At 65.9% G+C, this 15,382-nt stretch carries 19 protein-coding genes and 1 tRNA gene; 9 read left to right on the plus strand and 11 right to left on the minus strand.

Features of this window, described 5'->3' with window-relative positions:
* Positions 1-215: 215 nt before the first annotated feature.
* Positions 216-1,352 carry a glycosyltransferase family 4 protein gene (locus OXS27_RS12570; RefSeq protein WP_346733012.1) on the minus strand — a complete coding sequence of 379 codons (1,137 nt, stop codon included), beginning with the start codon at positions 1,350-1,352 and terminating at the stop codon, positions 216-218.
* Between the two features lie 214 nt (positions 1,353-1,566).
* On the opposite strand from OXS27_RS12570, the gene OXS27_RS12575 reads away from it, so the two are divergent.
* Both OXS27_RS12575 and OXS27_RS12580 read left to right on the plus strand, forming a co-directional pair.
* Positions 1,567-2,745 (plus strand): DUF1972 domain-containing protein, encoded by a 1,179-nt coding sequence (locus OXS27_RS12575; protein WP_267356471.1) that lies wholly within the window; start codon positions 1,567-1,569, stop codon positions 2,743-2,745.
* Positions 2,742-3,986: a cellulase family glycosylhydrolase gene (locus OXS27_RS12580; RefSeq protein ID WP_267356472.1), complete on the plus strand. Its 1,245-nt coding sequence runs from the start codon at positions 2,742-2,744 to the stop codon at positions 3,984-3,986. Before OXS27_RS12575 ends, OXS27_RS12580 begins: the two co-directional genes overlap by 4 nt.
* A 313-nt stretch (positions 3,987-4,299) precedes the next feature.
* Here OXS27_RS12580 and pyrC read toward each other — a convergent pair whose 3' ends face one another.
* The 3 genes from pyrC to aroQ all read right to left on the minus strand — a co-directional run bounded on the left by pyrC (position 4,300) and on the right by aroQ (position 6,681).
* Positions 4,300-5,379 (minus strand): dihydroorotase, encoded by a 1,080-nt coding sequence (gene pyrC, locus OXS27_RS12585; protein WP_267356473.1) that lies wholly within the window; start codon positions 5,377-5,379, stop codon positions 4,300-4,302.
* Between the two features lie 10 nt (positions 5,380-5,389).
* The gene (locus tag OXS27_RS12590; RefSeq protein WP_243916201.1) at positions 5,390-6,091 is read right to left on the minus strand and encodes an orotate phosphoribosyltransferase; all 702 of its coding nucleotides are present in this window, start codon (positions 6,089-6,091) and stop codon (positions 5,390-5,392) included.
* A 140-nt stretch (positions 6,092-6,231) separates the two neighbouring features.
* Positions 6,232-6,681 (minus strand): type II 3-dehydroquinate dehydratase, encoded by a 450-nt coding sequence (gene aroQ / locus OXS27_RS12595; RefSeq protein WP_243916202.1) that lies wholly within the window; start codon positions 6,679-6,681, stop codon positions 6,232-6,234.
* 175 nt (positions 6,682-6,856) lie between these two features.
* Between aroQ and OXS27_RS12600 the strand changes: the two genes are divergently transcribed.
* From OXS27_RS12600 to OXS27_RS12610, 3 genes are all read left to right on the plus strand, one after another.
* Positions 6,857-7,699 (plus strand): 3-keto-5-aminohexanoate cleavage protein, encoded by an 843-nt coding sequence (locus tag OXS27_RS12600; RefSeq protein ID WP_267356474.1) that lies wholly within the window; start codon positions 6,857-6,859, stop codon positions 7,697-7,699.
* Between the two features lie 51 nt (positions 7,700-7,750).
* Positions 7,751-8,275 (plus strand): hypothetical protein, encoded by a 525-nt coding sequence (locus tag OXS27_RS12605; protein ID WP_267356475.1) that lies wholly within the window; start codon positions 7,751-7,753, stop codon positions 8,273-8,275.
* Positions 8,276-8,373: 98 nt separating this feature from the next.
* Positions 8,374-8,447: transfer RNA gene (locus OXS27_RS12610), tRNA-Gly, on the plus strand.
* Between the two features lie 88 nt (positions 8,448-8,535).
* On the opposite strand, the gene OXS27_RS12615 is transcribed toward OXS27_RS12610, so the two are convergent.
* The 7 genes from OXS27_RS12615 to OXS27_RS12645 form a co-directional block, all read right to left on the minus strand.
* On the minus strand, positions 8,536-9,762 hold the full coding sequence (locus OXS27_RS12615) for an integrase (RefSeq protein ID WP_267356476.1): 1,227 nt from the start codon (positions 9,760-9,762) through the stop codon (positions 8,536-8,538).
* Positions 9,752-10,003, minus strand: a complete 252-nt coding sequence (locus tag OXS27_RS12620) for a hypothetical protein (protein WP_267356477.1) — start codon at positions 10,001-10,003, stop codon at positions 9,752-9,754. Before OXS27_RS12620 ends, OXS27_RS12615 begins: the two co-directional genes overlap by 11 nt.
* The gene (locus tag OXS27_RS12625) at positions 10,003-10,542 is read right to left on the minus strand and encodes a hypothetical protein (RefSeq protein ID WP_267356478.1); all 540 of its coding nucleotides are present in this window, start codon (positions 10,540-10,542) and stop codon (positions 10,003-10,005) included. The genes OXS27_RS12620 and OXS27_RS12625 overlap by 1 nt, the downstream gene beginning before the upstream one ends.
* Before the next feature lie 511 nt (positions 10,543-11,053).
* The gene (locus OXS27_RS12630; protein ID WP_267356479.1) at positions 11,054-11,236 is read right to left on the minus strand and encodes a hypothetical protein; all 183 of its coding nucleotides are present in this window, start codon (positions 11,234-11,236) and stop codon (positions 11,054-11,056) included.
* The gene (locus tag OXS27_RS12635; RefSeq protein WP_267356480.1) at positions 11,227-11,685 is read right to left on the minus strand and encodes a hypothetical protein; all 459 of its coding nucleotides are present in this window, start codon (positions 11,683-11,685) and stop codon (positions 11,227-11,229) included. Before OXS27_RS12635 ends, OXS27_RS12630 begins: the two co-directional genes overlap by 10 nt.
* Complete coding sequence (locus OXS27_RS12640) at positions 11,682-12,014, minus strand: hypothetical protein (RefSeq protein WP_267356481.1); 333 nt, start codon at positions 12,012-12,014, stop codon at positions 11,682-11,684. The genes OXS27_RS12635 and OXS27_RS12640 overlap by 4 nt, the downstream gene beginning before the upstream one ends.
* Positions 12,011-12,421, minus strand: coding sequence for a hypothetical protein (locus tag OXS27_RS12645; protein WP_267356482.1), 411 nt, complete (start codon positions 12,419-12,421; stop codon positions 12,011-12,013). The genes OXS27_RS12640 and OXS27_RS12645 overlap by 4 nt, the downstream gene beginning before the upstream one ends.
* A 300-nt stretch (positions 12,422-12,721) precedes the next feature.
* Between OXS27_RS12645 and OXS27_RS12650 the strand changes: the two genes are divergently transcribed.
* The 4 genes from OXS27_RS12650 to OXS27_RS12665 all read left to right on the plus strand — a co-directional run bounded on the left by OXS27_RS12650 (position 12,722) and on the right by OXS27_RS12665 (position 15,283).
* Positions 12,722-12,946 carry a hypothetical protein gene (locus OXS27_RS12650; protein ID WP_267356483.1) on the plus strand — a complete coding sequence of 75 codons (225 nt, stop codon included), beginning with the start codon at positions 12,722-12,724 and terminating at the stop codon, positions 12,944-12,946.
* Positions 12,947-13,523: 577 nt separating this feature from the next.
* Positions 13,524-13,676, plus strand: coding sequence for a hypothetical protein (locus OXS27_RS12655; RefSeq protein ID WP_267356484.1), 153 nt, complete (start codon positions 13,524-13,526; stop codon positions 13,674-13,676).
* A 271-nt stretch (positions 13,677-13,947) separates the two neighbouring features.
* The gene (locus OXS27_RS12660; RefSeq protein ID WP_267356485.1) at positions 13,948-14,847 is read left to right on the plus strand and encodes a DUF3800 domain-containing protein; all 900 of its coding nucleotides are present in this window, start codon (positions 13,948-13,950) and stop codon (positions 14,845-14,847) included.
* Between the two features lie 115 nt (positions 14,848-14,962).
* A complete protein-coding gene (locus OXS27_RS12665; protein WP_267356486.1) occupies positions 14,963-15,283 on the plus strand; it encodes a cell wall-binding protein in 321 nt (106 codons plus the stop codon).
* Positions 15,284-15,382 lie beyond the last annotated feature (99 nt).

Genomic DNA, 15,382 nt, shown 5'->3' on the forward strand with positions numbered 1-15,382 from the left:
GCCGATCGAGCCCGATCCATCAGCGCACCGTTCGGAGACTGTCGGTTCGAGGTCAGTGTCGGTGGCTCGCTCCACACAGAGTGCGTAGCCTTTGGACTATTTTGCCTGACAGACCGTCTGTCGGACATTGGTTTTGATTACGGATCGGTACCTTGAACGCCATGCGACGCGATCTTCGATCCTGTTCCGCCCCTGATGCCTTCACGCATCCCGGCTTAGCCGACCGGGACAACCGGACATCCTCGCCTCCCCGCTCGCCGCAGGGTCGCCTGCACCGCGGCCTCGATGCCCTCGGCCGCGGACGCTTCCGAGAACAGCGCCTCATAGCGCGCCCGTGCCGCTTGTCCGAAGCCGCGCCAAGCCGCCGGATCGCCGATCATGCCGGCGAGCGCCTGCGTGATCGGTTCGGGGCCGCCGGGCGGAACGATCCACCCCGTCCGCCCGTCTTCGACGACCTCCGGGAGCCCGCCGACCGCCGTCACCAGCGGCGGAACGCCGTACGCCATGGCCTCGATCGCCACCCGGCCGAGGGATTCCGGGCGCTGCGACGGCATGGTCACCACGTCGGCCCAACGGTAGAGGGCGTCCGGATCGGCCACGAACGGTTCGCGGGTGACCTGCTCCGACAGGCCGGCTGCCGCGATCCGCTCCACCAGGCCGCGTTCGCGCGCCGCGTCCTCGAAGGCGCTTCCGACGATGCGCAGTTCGATCCGCCGCCGCAGCGCCTCGGGCAGCGCGGCCACGGCTTCGATCAGAACGTCCTGTCCCTTGATCGGGCTGATGCGCCCCAGCATCAGTACCCGCAGCGGGCGGCTGCCGTCATACCCGCCCCGGCTCATCGCGGCCGGTGCGGCGATGCCGTTGTAGACCACCTGGGCGCCGACCCCCGCCGACAGCGGGTAGGCCCGGGCGGTAGCGTGCGAGTTGAACACCACGTCGGCCCCGCTCCAGCGGATCAGCCCGCGCAGGACCTTCAACACGGCGCCTTCCGGGATCTCGTGGATGTGGACGATGCTCCGCCCGGGAAGAAGCCGCGCGGCGAGCAGGTAATCAGCCACCACGGTCGTGTTGATATAGACGAGGTCGCTGCCGCGAATCCGCCAGAGCGCGCGAAGAACTGCGATCGGCAGGGTAAACGGGGCGACGATGCAGCGCCGCGCCAAATTCTTGCGCCGCAGGATCCACAGCGGCTCGATCACGACGCGGCTGGCGAAGGGTTCCAAGGCCGGCACGATCGGCCCATGGCGCGGCAGGATCACGTCGATCCGAGCGGACGGATGGGCGGCACGGAGGGTGCGGACCGTCTCGATGAAGCTGCGGTCCGATCCGTAGAGCTCGAAACCCTGATGCACGCAGGTAATCGTCAGCGCGGGCGCGCCTCGCGCTCCGGCGGCTACCGGAACACCTTGCTCGTCTGCCAGTACGGCGGCGACGGTATGCAATATCGAATCCTCTACCGTTGGATTAACTGTCAGTGGATTGGAAAACCGAAGGTTGATATTTCATTGGGTCGCTTGGCGGGCATGTCCTCTTATAATATAAACGCCGTCCTTGGAAGGAAGGACAATGCCGGACCGCGTACCCGCAGTGCTTATTTTAGGAACGCGCGGGATCCCGGCTGCACATGGCGGGTTCGAAACTTTTGCTGAGCGGTTCGCCCGTTACCTCGCAGTTCGTGGCTGGTCCGTCGGCGTCTATTGCCAACGGGAGGTCGAGCGGGTCGGCACGCGGATCTCGTCGCGGGTCTGGAACGGGATCGAGCTGATCACCGTGGAGATCGGCCTGAAGGGCCCGGCCGCGACCCTGGCCTTCGACGCGTTCTGCGCCTGGGATGCGGCCCGGCGCGGCGGCGTCTGCCTCGTGCTCGGCTACAACGGCGCGGCCTTCCTGCCCTATCTGCGCGCCTGCGGCGGGCGGATCCTGACCAACATGGACGGGATCGAATGGCGCCGCCCGAAATGGTCGTGGCCCATCCGGGCGTACTTCTACGTCAGCGAGTGGATCGCCGCGTGGTCCTCGCACCAGCTCGTCGCCGACCATCCGGCCATCGCCGACCACTTGGCCACGCGGCGCCCGCGCCGGGCCATCACGACGATCCCCTACGGGGGCGACCCGCCGCCCGACGAGATCACGCCACCGCCGCTCGGGCTGGAGGCCGGGCGCTATCTCGTGTCGATCGCCCGCATCGAACCCGACAACAACATCCTGACGATCGTCGAAGCGTTCTCGCGCCGACCCCGGGGTGTCCGCCTCGTGGTGCTCGGGACCATGAGCGTGCACAACCGCTATCATCGCGCCGTCGAGGAGGCCGCCTCCCCGGAGGTGCTGTTTCCCGGCGCCATCTACGAGCCCGATCAGGTCCAGGCCCTGCGGGTCCATGCGTTGGCCTACCTTCACGGTCACACGGTTGGCGGCACCAACCCATCGCTGGTCGAGGCCCTGTGGGCGGGCAACGCGGTGATCGCCCACGCCAACCCGTTCAATCGAGGAACCGCCGGCGAGGCGCAGTTCTACTTCGAAGGCGTCGACTCCTGTGCCGTCGCGATCGAGCGGGTTCTCGCTGAACCGGAGGCGGTCGCGCGTGCCCGCGCGGCGGCCCGGCGGCGTGCCGAGGATTTCCGATGGGGCGACGTGCTGGCCGCCTATGAAGACGAGGTGCGGCGGGTCGGAGGTTATCCCCCGGCGGAGCGCGTCAAGGTGCCGTTCGCCGAGCCGATCGGTGCCACGGCCGGCGCGAGCGGATGAGGGCCAGTCGCCGGAGGCTGCTCGCGGGCGGCCTCGCCGCATTGGGTGCGCAGGCGATGCCGGCCCGAAGCGCCGTCGCGCCGATCCCGCTGCGCCGGGGCATCGCGCTCTGGCCCTGGTTCTCGCTTACCACGGAATATCCGGCCCCGCGCATCGACTACGCTTGGCCGCCGTTCCAGGCGGATCGCCCCGTCCCGACCCAGGCCGACCTGATGCGGCTAGCCGCCCTCGGCTTCGATTTCGCGCGGCTGCCGCTCGATCCCGGCCCGTTCGTGGCCTTCACGGGAACCCGCCGGGCCGAACTCCTCGGCAGCCTGTCGGCGGCGATGGATGCGGTGTTGGCGGCCGGCCTGCGCGTCGTTCTCAACGTTCAGGCGAATGCAGCGACCCATCATTACACGCCGGAGGCCTTCTACGGCACAGATCGGGCGCCGCTGTTTCCGGCCTACCGGGATCTCGTCGCCGAACTGGCCCGCCTGTGTGACCGCAAGGGGGTCGATCGGGTGGCGCTGGAGCCGGTCAACGAGCCGCCGCAGGCCTGCGGTACCCTCACGTGGAATCGGGTTCAGGAGAGACTTCTGACCACGGCGCGGGCGGCGGCGCCAGCGCTCACCCTGGTGGCGACGGGCTCATGCGGCAGCCTCGTCGCCGGCCTGACGGCCCTCGACCCGGCGCCGCTCGCGCGATTTGCACCCCTGCTCTACACCTTCCACTTCTACGAGCCGTATCTGTTCTCGCATCAGGGGGCGACCTGGCTCACCGAGGAGCCGTTCTATCGCTGGCTCAACGCCGTGCCATGGCCGGGAACACGCGCGCGCATGCCAGAGACGCTGAAGGCGGTATCGGCCCGCATGGAGGCCGACCGGTCGGTTGCGCAGGCCGAGAAGGTTCGCGACCGTGCGGTGATCGAAGCGAAGCTGCGCGAGTACGGCGATGCCGAGCCTGGCCCCGCTTTCCTCGCCGCCGCCATGGAGCCGGTTGCGACCTGGGCCGACCTCTACGGGATCCCGCGCCGGAACGTGCTGATGGGCGAGTTCGGAGCCCTGCGCACCGACGCCCGCTACACCGCCGCGCGGCCCCTCGACCGGGCCGCCTATCTCCGCGACGTGCGGCTGACGGCGGAGCGGGCGGGATTTGGGTGGTCGTTCTGGAACCTGTTCGACGGGCTCGGTCTGATGGATGATGCGCACGCGGTCGATCCCGCCCTGGTGCCTGCTTTGGGCCTCAAGGCCGTCCCGTAGGACGCTCTCCCATGTGCGTCGACAGCCCTCCGCCATGACGGGCGAAGCTGAGCGATGCAGAGCGGCGCTAGACCGGGAGGCATGAGTTCGCCCAGGATGCCTACGCTCACGGTAAACGACGGAATTCCAGAAAGCCTTGGACCGGCACTCCAACCCTCCACCTCAGCCTGAGGTGACGGAGCGCAGCGCAGGCCTCGAAGGATCCCTCCAGAAGTCGCTGTGATCCCTGAAGCCCTCCTTCGAGGCCCGCTGACGCGGTCACCTCAGGATGAGGTAGAGGGGGAGGCAATCGAGCGCTGTCGTATCCCTGGGCCTAGGTCACCGCCCAGGGCAGCGTTTCATCGCCACGGAACACCACCACCGCCGTGTCCTCCACCGCGACCGCCTCGGCGATGCGGTTTTCCCGCCGTTCCAGCGTCACCGTTGCCGCGTTCGGCTCCAGCCCGTGGAAGCGGGCGCCGTTGAGCGACGCGAAGGCCTCGAACCGATCGAGCGCCCCTTCCTCGTCGAACACCTGCACGTAGGTCTGGAGCGCGGAAGGCCCGCAGAACACCCCCGCGCAGCCGCAGGACGCCTCTTTGGCACCGCGGACATGCGGGGCCGTGTCGGTGCCGAGATAGAAGCAGGCCTCGCCCGAGGTCGCGGCTTTGCGCAGCGCGAGTCGGTGTCGCTCGCGCTTGGCCACCGGCAAGCAGTACAGGTGGGGGCGCAGCCCCCCCTGGAAGATGTGCGTCCGGTTGATCACGAGATGGTGCGGCGTGATCGTGGCTGCGCACCGGCTCCGGTGCTCCCGGACCACGTCGAGGATCTCGGCCGTGGTGGCGTGCTCCACCGTCACCTTGAGGCCCTGATGGCGGGCGAGGAGCGGGATCAGGCTGCCCTCCATGAAGGCGGCCTCGCGATCGAAGATGTCGATTTCCGGGTCGGTCGCCTCGCCGTGGATCAACAGCGGCATGCCGATCCGCTCCATGCGCTCCAGCACGGGCGCGATCCCGAGAAGGTCGGTGACGCCCGCGTGCGAGTTGGTGGTCGCGCCCGCCGGGTAGAGCTTGGCGGCGACCCAGACCTTGTCCTTGAAGCCGCGCTCGATCTCGTCCGGATCGGTGTCGTCCCGCAGGTAGCAGGTCATCAACGGCGTGAAGTTCATGCCGGCCGGCAGGGCCGCCAGGATCCGCTCGCGGTAGCCTCGCGCGGCTGCGACCGTGGTCACCGGCGGCACGAGGTTCGGCATGATGATGCCCCGGGCGAACTGCGCCGCCGTGTAGGGCAGCACCGCCTTCAGCATCGCGCCGTCGCGCAGGTGAATGTGCCAGTCATCCGGGCGGCGGATCGTGATCCGCTCGACGGTCTTCGCGTCCTGCCGCTCGGCGGGGAACAGGTCGGCGACGCTCATCGCGGGCCTTTCAGGACTGACCGAAGGCGGAGATACCGCCATGGGCGGCGGACCACGCGGCCGGCGCGTTGAGGAAGCTCTCGACCTCGTCCAGCGTCTTCGGGTCGAAGGTGCCCATCTCCTTGGCGACTGCCAGCACGTCCCGCCACGTGGTGAGATAGTGGAGCTTGATGCCGATCTCCTGCATCAGCGCCGCGCTGTCGGGGAAGATGTCGTAGTAGAACAGCACGAAGCAGTGATCGACCTGGGCGCCCGAATCGCGCAGGGCCTTGCAGAAATTGACCTTGCTGCGCCCGTCGGTGGCGAGGTCCTCGACCAGCAGGGTGCGGGCGCCCTCGACGATCTCGCCCTCGATCTGCGCGTTGCGGCCAAAACCCTTGGGCTTCTTTCGGATGTACTGCATCGGCAGCATCATCCGGTCGGCGATCCAGGCCGCGAACGGGATGCCGGCGGTCTCGCCGCCCGCGATATGGGTGAGCTTCTCGTAGCCGATCTCGCGCACGATCGTGGCGGTGGCGAAGTCCATCAGCGTCGAGCGCAGGCGCGGGAACGAGATGATCTTCCGGCTGTCGGTGTAGACCGGGCTCGCCCAGCCGGAGGTGAACTTGAACGGCTCGTCCTTATAGAAGAGGACCGCGCCGATCTCGAGGAACATCTTGGCCGCCTCGCGGGCGATGACGTCCCGGTCGAGGGGCAGGAAGGGGCTGGTCATGCGGCGTGCGCGCTCCGCTTGGGTGCTCTCCGGGGCTTGAAGACCAGTCCGGTCGGAGAGAACGCGTTGAATTGGGCCTGACCGCCCTCCTCCGCCCTGTCTCGGCCAGCGTCAACCCTGCGCCGCGCGCTATCCGCGCTTCACGCAGTCCTGCCAGTGCGCAGATGCGCGATGTGCCGGATGGCGAGCGCGTAGCCGTGCGTCCCGAACCCCGCCAGCACCGCCGTGGCGGCGAGCGAGATGTAGGAATGATGGCGAAAAGCCTCGCGCCGGTGGACGTTCGAGATGTGGCACTCGATCACCGGCACTTCACAGGCGTTGAGTGCGTCGAGGATCGCCACGGAGGTGTGGGTGTAGGCCCCGGCGTTGATCACGATGCCGGCCGAGCCAACCCGGAATTCATGGATCGCGTCGATCAGCGCGTGCTCGGCATTGCTCTGGCGGCACTCGACCGTGAGCCCGAAGCCGGCAGCCGTCTCGCGGCACAGGGCTTCGACATCGGCCAGTGTTTCGTGACCGTAGATCTCCGGCTGGCGCTTGCCGAGCAGGTTCAGGTTGGGCCCGTTCAGGACCAGGATCGTGTCGTTCATCGTCTGCCTCGCCGCCTGAGAGGTGCGGCAAGCGCCGGCAAGACACAAGGCCAGGCTGTCATCCGACGCGAGATGTCCCGCATACGGACCCGGTGCGCGCGTCGGTCGGTTCAGATCCTTGCCCTGCGGCGCTATCCCGGACGGCGCGAGTGGACGGGACAGGGAGGACAGACGGATGGCAGCATCCCGGAGCGACGCGCCCGTGGTGATCGCAGTGGCGATCACAGGCTCGGTGCCGCGCAAGAAAGACAACCCGGCCGTTCCGGTCACCGTACCCGAGCAGATCGAATCGACCCACCAGGCCTTCGAGGCCGGCGCCACCCTGTGCCACATCCATGTGCGCAACGACGACGAATCTCCCTCTTCCGATCCGGAAAAATTCGCCGCCGTGCAGGAAGGGCTGCGCAAGCACTGCCCGGGGATGATCGTGCAGTTCTCCACGGGCGGGCGCGGCCGCGATCCGGCCGCGCGTGGCCTGTCGCTCAAGCACCGGCCCGACATGGCCTCCCTGTCCACCGGCTCGGTCAATTTCCCGACGATCGTCTACGAGAATTCCGCGAGCCTCGTGACCGATCTCGCCGGCCAGATGAAGCAGTACGGCGTGAGGCCCGAGATCGAGATCTTCGACCTCTCGCACCTGCATGGCGCCAAGCGGCTGGTGGAGGCGGGCCTGATCGACGCGCGCCCGCACGTGCAGTTCGTGATGGGCGTCCAGAACGCGATGCCGGCCGAGGAGCACCTGCTCGATATCCTCCTCGCCGAGACGCGTCGGATCCTCTCGGGGGCGACCTGGACGGCTGCCGGCATCGGCCGCAACCAGGCGGTGGTGATGGACTGGGCGCTCGCCCGCGGCGCCGACGCAGTGCGGACCGGCCTGGAGGACAACATTCGTGTCACGAAGGACCGGCTGGCAGCCAGCAATGCCGAGCTCGTTGGCCTTGCCGCCGAAGCGGTGGCACGCCACGGCCGCCGCGTCGCTACATCCGCAGAGGCCCGCGCCGCGTTGGGCCTGGGTTAATCGGGCGCGGTTCACGCCTGCGGCTGCCCCATGGAAGACGGCGTCGGATCCATGCGCCTCTCGACATGCACGCCGTCTCGACGGCGACCCCTGATCGTCGGCTGCGCCGCCGCGGTCTGCGCGTTGCTGGCCGTATCCTCGGAGGCATTGGGTCAGGCCGGGCCGCCCGGTCCGGCATCGGCCGAGGCGCTCGTGAACGGGATTCAGACGATCCGCCGCGGCGACACCGTCACGAAGGTCGACCGGACCGGCAAAGGTGCGGTGCTGTGCATGCGCGGCATCCTGCAGGCGATCCGCGCCGTTGGACAGGCCTGCCACGAGGACGCCGACCCGGAATTCCAGCAGGAACTGAAAACATCCCTCGATTCCATCGATCAGTTCATCGCCGAGAACGCCCGGAACGGGACCGTCCCATCACGCAGCGGGCCGGCGGAGTGCCAACCGCGATCGGTCTGCAGCCGCGATGCGGAGATGATGTACGGGGCCTTCCGGACCGGCGCCGCCGCGGGCCTGCGCGCGCAGGTCGGCGACCTGCTCTCGATCCCGCGCGAGCCAGTCTTGAATCCGTGCCTGTGAGCCGCCCGTCGCCGCCGGGACTTTGGGGCAGTGGCCGATGCAACGTCGGCTCCTTGCACCTTCTCACCGCCATCTCGGCGTGCTAACGGTCCGCCCGCGCGGGTGTAGCTCAATGGTAGAGCAGCAGCCTTCCAAGCTGAATACCCGGGTTCGATTCCCGGTACCCGCTCCACTCCCATCTCGCTGATGGTGCTAGCGAATTTCAGCCTTCGTGTTGATCTCGCGTTCCCCACGTTCCCCGTCGCGTTCCCCAAGGCTGTTTAGGCCTTGTTCTCCTTGACCCGGTGGGCGGCCCTCAGGACCGCCACGTTCCGGGCCTTCCCGACGGCGCCGCGCATGTACCGTTGCGTCGTCGAAGCGTTGGCGTGCGCCGCGGTCGACTTGATCGAGTCGAAGTCGGCGCCCGCGTCATCGGCTTCCGTGATCCCGCCGGCCCGGGCATCCATGTTCCGGACCTCGTCCGGGATGCCGGCCGCACGGGCCACGGCACGCCACTCGCGGGTGAAAACCCACTCCGCGTAGGGCTTGCCGGTGTGTTCGTTGATGATGAGCGGCCCGACCCGCCTAGCTGCCGGCACCATGTCGAGGAGCCGCGTCACCAGCGCGTAGAGCTTGAAGTCGTGCGCCACGATCGCGCCCGTCTTCGTGGTGACTTTCCGGACCACCAGGTCACCGGCGAAATCGGCCCAGGTCAGGCCGTTTTGCCAGCGCCGCCCGTTGATCACGATGCCGCTCGGTTCCTCGCCATCGGGGATCGGCATCCATTCACCGATCACGTCCCGCTGTCGGAGCACCGCCTCGAACTGGATAGCGGTGCCGAGTGCGAGGCTGAGCCGGCCTTGCTCAAGCGCGACGGGGATGAACGCCTCGACGTGTTCGAGCTTCAGGGTGATTCGGCGCCGGGCAGGCTGGGCGAACCGGGCGTGGCTCAGGATCTCGTGCAGCCGCTTGCACTGCGGCAGCCCAGCCATGATGCCGAAGGAGAACAGCTCCCGGAGCTTCTTGATCAGCCCGTAGCCGCGCCGGACCCGCTCGGGACCGCCCGGCGCCTTAGGCTTTTTGGCCTCGTTGTACCAGCGCCTGAAATCGTCGTTCCCGAGTTGCGCGAGCTGCCGGGCGCCAACGGTCCGCTCGATCAACCGCAGCATGCTGAGGTCGGTCCGACGGGTGTTGTGTTTCATGTTGGTGTTGAACGGGCTCGCCTCGTCCGTCTGGTACTTTCGGGACAGGCTGAGCAGGGTACCGTCGAAACGGTTCGGGTCCCGCCGCCGTCCGGACGCCCACTCCAGCAACTCGGCCTGGAGCTTCAAGCACAGGGCGCTGGCCAGCATCCGCTGGTCCGGGTCATCGAGATCGTAGGGGATCCGGACGGTTTCGGGTTGGTAGCCGGTCTTCACAAGATCGGCTCGGGCGACCCAGTAGGCCGCATCAGGCCCGGATTTTCGCGCTCGGCGCTTCAAGCCGGGGAAGCTGAGGTCAGAAGGCATCGAGGTTCTCCTGTCCGTCGAGGGCGGATGCCTCGACGCGGGAGAGACCGTAGCGGCGGTTGAGATAGGCGACGACGCCGGGCCAGAACCGGCCTCCGAACATGGGGTCGATCTTGGGCAATCCGTCCCGCTCCAAGACCACAGCCTTGGACTTCCACGAGACGGGATCTTGGCTGAGGCGCCGAGCGATCTCGGCCTCGCACGGGAAGAGGCCCTGAGCCTCAAAAGGAGGTTTAGGCATCAGCCCTCCCCACCTGCGGAAAGCTCGGGCAACTCCGGAGTGAACAGGCCACCGAAGATCGCCGGGGCCTCAATGGTGTGATGGATTGGGTAACGCATCTGCATGAGCGGGTGCGGAACTTCGTCAGGAGTTAATCCCCCGCCGCGGATATTCCCCCACTCGTCCGAGTAGATCCGGAAGCGCCAATTCCGCTCGCCTGCCTTGTAGGATTTGATAACGACTGGCAGGCCGGGCTCGTAGGACTCGCCTACCGGCGCCGCATCATAGGGGGTTTTATTGAGAAGCCGCGCGACGACGGACAAATGGGTCGCGTCCATGCCGAGCCGAGACAGGATGCTGAAGATCCGCGTCATCACGAGGTGCTTTTCATCGAACACCTTGGGTGCGGTCGGCCCGGTACCGCGTGTTTCCAGAGGCCCATACAAGCCACGTCGCGACCAATTGCGGATCTGGCCTGCCAGCAGCACTTCGTCAGCGGCGCCGATAGCAACAAGGCGCTCTACAACCTCAGCAACGGTCATCTGAAAATCGTGCGACATGATCCGTCTCGAAATCTGATTTCGAGCAGATTACACACTTGTAATCGGATTACAAGAGGGCAACACGGTTCTACAGTTAGGTCGCCCGACCATTAAGCTCGGAAGCTGTTTGCCCACGCCCGCACCGGATGCGCGAGCGGCGTTCGTGAGAAGCGGACATCAACCGGAAAAGTCCGACGCCTTTAATGAGGCGGTCAGTGCCGCAGCTGACCTCCACGCCTGCCCTAGGCGTCATGGCAATGAACTGTCTGGGCGGGCGTGGATGCTGAGACTCGGCTCGGCAAAACGGAAACCGTTTCCGTTTTCGAAAGCGACACGGTGTCGTGTTTGATCTCCCCGGATCCGGGGGGCGCAAAACGGAAACCGTTTCCGTTTTCCAAAAGCGAAACCGTTTCGCATTTACCGCTCCCCCGATCTGGGGAGCGACAAAGGGGGTGGCGTCTCACCACCTCCCTCGGCCCGTGAGTCGCCAAGTTGGCGAGACACGCGTCCGCAAGTTTACGGCAACGCCTCACCGCAGTGCCGCCCGTGACGGCAGGCCCGCTCGCGTGGCCAGACCATCGGCAAGCCGCACTCGCTCGCGCGACCGCTCAAAGGCTTCATCACCATCGCGGTGCAGGCGTTCCGACCTGTAGAGATCGAACCGGGCGAGCCGGATCATCCGGATGGCGAGGAAGGTGTAGATCAGGCGCATAGCGGCTGCCTCCGCCAAAGCTCGCGCAGCTCGTCCAGCGCATCATCTACGAAGGCGTCGAACGTCATTGCGTAGCGCAGCCGCAGCAGGATCGCGGGCAACGTCGTCATCGGCTCGTCGTCGGGACTGTAGAGCGCCTCGATCCTGTCGTTGACAGCATCAGCAGGCCTCCGAGCAGCGAGATACGCCGCCCATTCCGGCAGCCGTTCCGCGTGCTGCCAGCGCGGTATCGGAAACCGTTCTGACGCCTGCTCCCATGCCTCATAGTAGGGGTGCACGAGCGCCCACAGACGGTCGTACTCATCCAGCAGCGAGACCAGTTGCGGGCCGATCGCGAGTAACCGCGCTTCGTGGTCCGGCAGATGAGGTGCAACGGCGACCGCCGGCACGGATGCCAGCGGCGCGGCAAGGATGGCGCCGAGCGCGGCGCGGCGGGTAGAAGCGGTCATTGTCCGCCCTCCCGCCAGTTACAGCCGACAGCCGCCAGCACGAGCGCTGCGCGGGTCGAGGGCGGTCGAGCGTTGGCCCCGCTCATTTCTCGGTGCCACTCATAGGCCGGGCCATGAAGCGTGTACCAGTTGCGCTCCATTGAGCCGTGCAGCTCGACCTGAGCCCGGTAGTGCTCGAACGCCGCCCAGTTGGCATACTCGGTGAGCAGCCGTTCTGTGACCGGCTCAGCAACCGCGGAGGGCGCTCCGATCAGTGTTACACCGCCGCCGATGAGCGGGAGCATGGTGAGGCCGCGGAGGAAGCCACGGCGGTTGGCCGGGCCGCTCATAAGCAGCCTCCATAGCCACGGAAGCCCTGCTCGCCGATTGCGTCGTAGTCGGCAATGCCGTTGTCGTCGGTGTTGCCCTCGGCGTCGTGGCCGTCTTCGCGATCAGCGTCGCCGTCCAGCGCATCTAATAAGGCGAGATCCGCCTCGATGCGGTCGGCGATCCGGCGGCGCAGATCGCGAACGCGCTGGCGGTCAGCGCCGTCCTCCTCAACGAAGTAGCGGATCAGGCCTTCGCGGATGGCTTCGATCGCGGCATCGGCGGGCGGGAACGGCTCGTCTGCTCGCATGACGCGGATGGCCTGTGTGACGGGGCCCGCCTGCCCGCCGAGCCCCTGGCCTAATAAGGACCGAGGGTTGCTGGACAGGGGTAATAAGGGCGTGCGTGTGCTATGGGCGTGGGTAGCCATGCCGCTCTCCCAAACAGAGTGGTGGGGTCAGGGCCGATTGGAAGTTCGCACCTTCCCGTCGGCCCGGTTTTGTTGTAGCCACTTAAATATGCGGCTGTCAATTCCGGTGGATACAAAAAAGCGAGGGCGGCCTCCGGGTCGCATTCATTCCGATGAGTTCCGGATGCGCGTTGCGCCGGACTTCTTCGAGCCTATTGACGCGTGGCGCGAGGTTCAGCCCGACAAGCCATCCCGCTCTGAGGCCATCCGCCGCTTGGTAGAGGAAGCCTTGAAGGCGAAGGGAGGGTGATGAGTGGGGACGTGAGCACGATCGATCAGGCTGCGGCAGAGGCTGTGTTGCGAGACCGTCGGCGCATTGCGGCATTCGATCTCCTGCCCACGATCTCGGATGCATTGGACGCCTGGATCGCGGACCAGCCCGATCCCAAACCCTCCCGGCCGGAAGCTATCCGTCACGCCGTGACCGGCTGGCTCACCAGCCAGGGCTACGTGCGGCACCACGAGGATCCTGAGGCAGCGAACTGATACGCTTCCAGGGGAATTGAACACAAAGGGCTGCCTCGCCTGAGGATGAGCTTCGTCGGCAAGCACGGAGCGGCTTGATGCGCGCCATCCTTATCGCTGTGGCCGTCGCGTTCGCGGTCGTCGCTGTCGTGTTCCTAGGCGGCCTCGTGAGCCGTGGCGTCGGCTGACCTTCAGCCTCTGTGGCCTGTGGACCACGCAAATTCTGAATTGACGAACCGTTAAAATTTCCCGCTGGCGGGTGGATGCAGTCTATGGGCATCAATGGCCTCGGTGCTCAGGGCCTCCGCCAATGCCACTTGCTCTCTATGACCGCTTTCACTTCTACATCGTGGTGGCGTTGGTGTGCGGCGGCGTCTCTATGATGGCCGCGGCTTGGCTTTGGGACATGCTGTGAGCGATCCCGAGCCCGACGCCTTATTCCGCCAGCGCCTGCTACGGGTCGTTGCCGACAAGGATCGTCCCTCAGCCCTGGTAGTGAACGGGGACCGACTCGACGCCCTCGGTCGCAAGTATGGCCGGTTCAGGACCGGCGTGGCGCTGAAGGGCTTTGGCCCGCGTGGAACCTGAGGAGGCGGCTATGAACCCTCACGTGTTGGCCATGATGGCTGCGCTGCTAACCGCTTGGGTCGGGATTGGCGTCCTTGTGATCGCCTACGGCACGCCGCTCGGTGTCGCGTTCTACGTCCTTGCGATCGTGGCCACGAACCCGAGGGTCTGGCGGTTGCACTGACCCCATCCCCCGCCTCGTGGAAGAGGCGCTGAAGGCGGGGCTGGCTGGCTGGTCGATCCACAGGGGCGTGGGGGTCGGATTAGGAACTCCTTAACCCGCATCGGATTGGATTGACACGGATCGAGGGCGATGCCATCTGATCCGTTGAGATGCGGAGTTTCGACGCCGCGCTCATTCCGGGGCCCGTGCCATCAGGCGCGGGCTTCCGTGCTTTAGGCCCCCTTGTGGGCTTGCCCTTGCCCCGCATCGGTGGTGGTCGGACAATCGGCGCATGCTCTTCGTGTATGTCGACGACTTCGGGCACTCTGGCCCATACGTCCGCCGGTCCGATCCAAGGCACAACACAAGCCCTGTATATGGCTTTGCGGGCTTTGCACTGCCGGCTGAGGAATTGCGTGGCTTTTCATCTTTCTTTCTGCAGCTCAAGCAGCACAATTTGAGCAAAGACATTGAGGCCGCCAGAAAACCTGTCTATCGCTGGGAGAAGAAAGGCACGAACTTATTCACAAAAAATTCGATTAAGAAGTACAGGGCCGTCCGTGAGATGGGTTTCCGGCTTCTTGGCGAGGTCAAGAAGCGGAACGGATTTGTATTTTATCATGGGCGCGAGAAAGAACGTGGAGATGATGCACGTAGTCCCGTGGGCCTGCAAACAACCGTTCTAAGCCACGCTATTAGGAAACTGGACCGCGCCGCATCGCAGGCGGGAACACGCTTTGCATTAGTTATGGACCAATCATCATCGCGGTCCGAGCTTTTGGAATGCGCTCAAAAGACCATGTTTGGCGCTCAGCCATGCAGACAATTGGTTAGTCCTCCATTTGAAGTAGAGAGTCACCTCGACCAATCCATGCAAGCCGCGGATTGGATTGCCACATTGGTTGGGCGTGTCTGGGCATGGCGGCTAGATCCCGAAGGGTTCGCCGAATACAGCGACTATGACCGATATTTCAGCGATAGGTTGCAACGGGCAGCGTCATTTAGTTCCGTTGAGAAGCGTACAGAGATACCAAGAAACTACGTCGTGCGCGGCCAATCTGCAGCACGAGCGGTGTTGATAGAGCAGAAGTCGGTCGAAACGGTGATTGTAACCCCTGAGACACTTCAGACGACTGTCTCGCACGAAACGACCACGATCAGCCTGCGAAGGTATAGAAAACCCCGAGGCTAACCTCACGCCTGCCCGCTGTTGGACGCCATCGCGTAGGCCCGGCTCCTTCAGGCTCTGCTGGCTCGACACCACCATCCCGGCGCCTATCCTACCGGGATGGGGTACACGAGGTGTGATGAACCTACGAGCTAGCTACGAACAGGCCGTGCGCCGCCTTGAGGAGCGCGCTGTTCAGATGCGCCGGGACGGTGCGTCCTCTGAGACCATCGCCCGCGCCATCCATGCGGAGCGCCTGCGGTTATCGACACGGTTCAAGGCTCTGACGCCTGAGCCTTACCAAAGCCGCATCCGGGAGCGGACGATCAGGGTCTACGGCAACGAGAACGGCCCCTCGATTGAGTTCCTGAGGGCGAAGGGTAAGTCCTGGGACGCAATCATCGAGAGCGCGACGCGCGCAGGGCCACCAGTCGGGCTCGACCATGAGCAGTCTAAGTAAGCAGATCCGCGAGCCTGCCGGCGGCTTCCGCTCACCCCCCATCCGCCTTTGCCATCTGCCGCCCGTGGTTCTGCACCACGACGCGGAAGAGGTTGCCGG

Source organism: Methylobacterium sp. GC_Met_3, assembly GCF_026540775.1.
Lineage (GTDB): Bacteria > Pseudomonadota > Alphaproteobacteria > Rhizobiales > Beijerinckiaceae > Methylobacterium.

Excerpts from the sequence above, each read along its gene's own strand:
- OXS27_RS12660 (WP_267356485.1), top strand. The coding sequence starts at position 13,948 with ATGCTCTTCGTGTATGTCGACGACTTCGGGCACTCTGGCCCATACGTC.
- OXS27_RS12615 (WP_267356476.1), bottom strand. The coding sequence starts at position 9,762 with ATGCCTTCTGACCTCAGCTTCCCCGGCTTGAAGCGCCGAGCGCGAAAA.
- OXS27_RS12605 (WP_267356475.1), top strand. The coding sequence starts at position 7,751 with ATGCGCCTCTCGACATGCACGCCGTCTCGACGGCGACCCCTGATCGTC.
- OXS27_RS12600 (WP_267356474.1), top strand. The coding sequence starts at position 6,857 with ATGGCAGCATCCCGGAGCGACGCGCCCGTGGTGATCGCAGTGGCGATC.
- OXS27_RS12620 (WP_267356477.1), bottom strand. The coding sequence starts at position 10,003 with ATGCCTAAACCTCCTTTTGAGGCTCAGGGCCTCTTCCCGTGCGAGGCC.
- OXS27_RS12630 (WP_267356479.1), bottom strand. The coding sequence starts at position 11,236 with ATGCGCCTGATCTACACCTTCCTCGCCATCCGGATGATCCGGCTCGCC.
- OXS27_RS12635 (WP_267356480.1), bottom strand. The coding sequence starts at position 11,685 with ATGACCGCTTCTACCCGCCGCGCCGCGCTCGGCGCCATCCTTGCCGCG.
- pyrC (WP_267356473.1), bottom strand. The coding sequence starts at position 5,379 with ATGAGCGTCGCCGACCTGTTCCCCGCCGAGCGGCAGGACGCGAAGACC.
- OXS27_RS12625 (WP_267356478.1), bottom strand. The coding sequence starts at position 10,542 with ATGTCGCACGATTTTCAGATGACCGTTGCTGAGGTTGTAGAGCGCCTT.
- OXS27_RS12645 (WP_267356482.1), bottom strand. The coding sequence starts at position 12,421 with ATGGCTACCCACGCCCATAGCACACGCACGCCCTTATTACCCCTGTCC.
- OXS27_RS12590 (WP_243916201.1), bottom strand. The coding sequence starts at position 6,091 with ATGACCAGCCCCTTCCTGCCCCTCGACCGGGACGTCATCGCCCGCGAG.
- aroQ (WP_243916202.1), bottom strand. The coding sequence starts at position 6,681 with ATGAACGACACGATCCTGGTCCTGAACGGGCCCAACCTGAACCTGCTC.
- OXS27_RS12655 (WP_267356484.1), top strand. The coding sequence starts at position 13,524 with ATGAACCCTCACGTGTTGGCCATGATGGCTGCGCTGCTAACCGCTTGG.
- OXS27_RS12575 (WP_267356471.1), top strand. The coding sequence starts at position 1,567 with ATGCCGGACCGCGTACCCGCAGTGCTTATTTTAGGAACGCGCGGGATC.
- OXS27_RS12640 (WP_267356481.1), bottom strand. The coding sequence starts at position 12,014 with ATGAGCGGCCCGGCCAACCGCCGTGGCTTCCTCCGCGGCCTCACCATG.
- OXS27_RS12665 (WP_267356486.1), top strand. The coding sequence starts at position 14,963 with ATGAACCTACGAGCTAGCTACGAACAGGCCGTGCGCCGCCTTGAGGAG.
- OXS27_RS12580 (WP_267356472.1), top strand. The coding sequence starts at position 2,742 with ATGAGGGCCAGTCGCCGGAGGCTGCTCGCGGGCGGCCTCGCCGCATTG.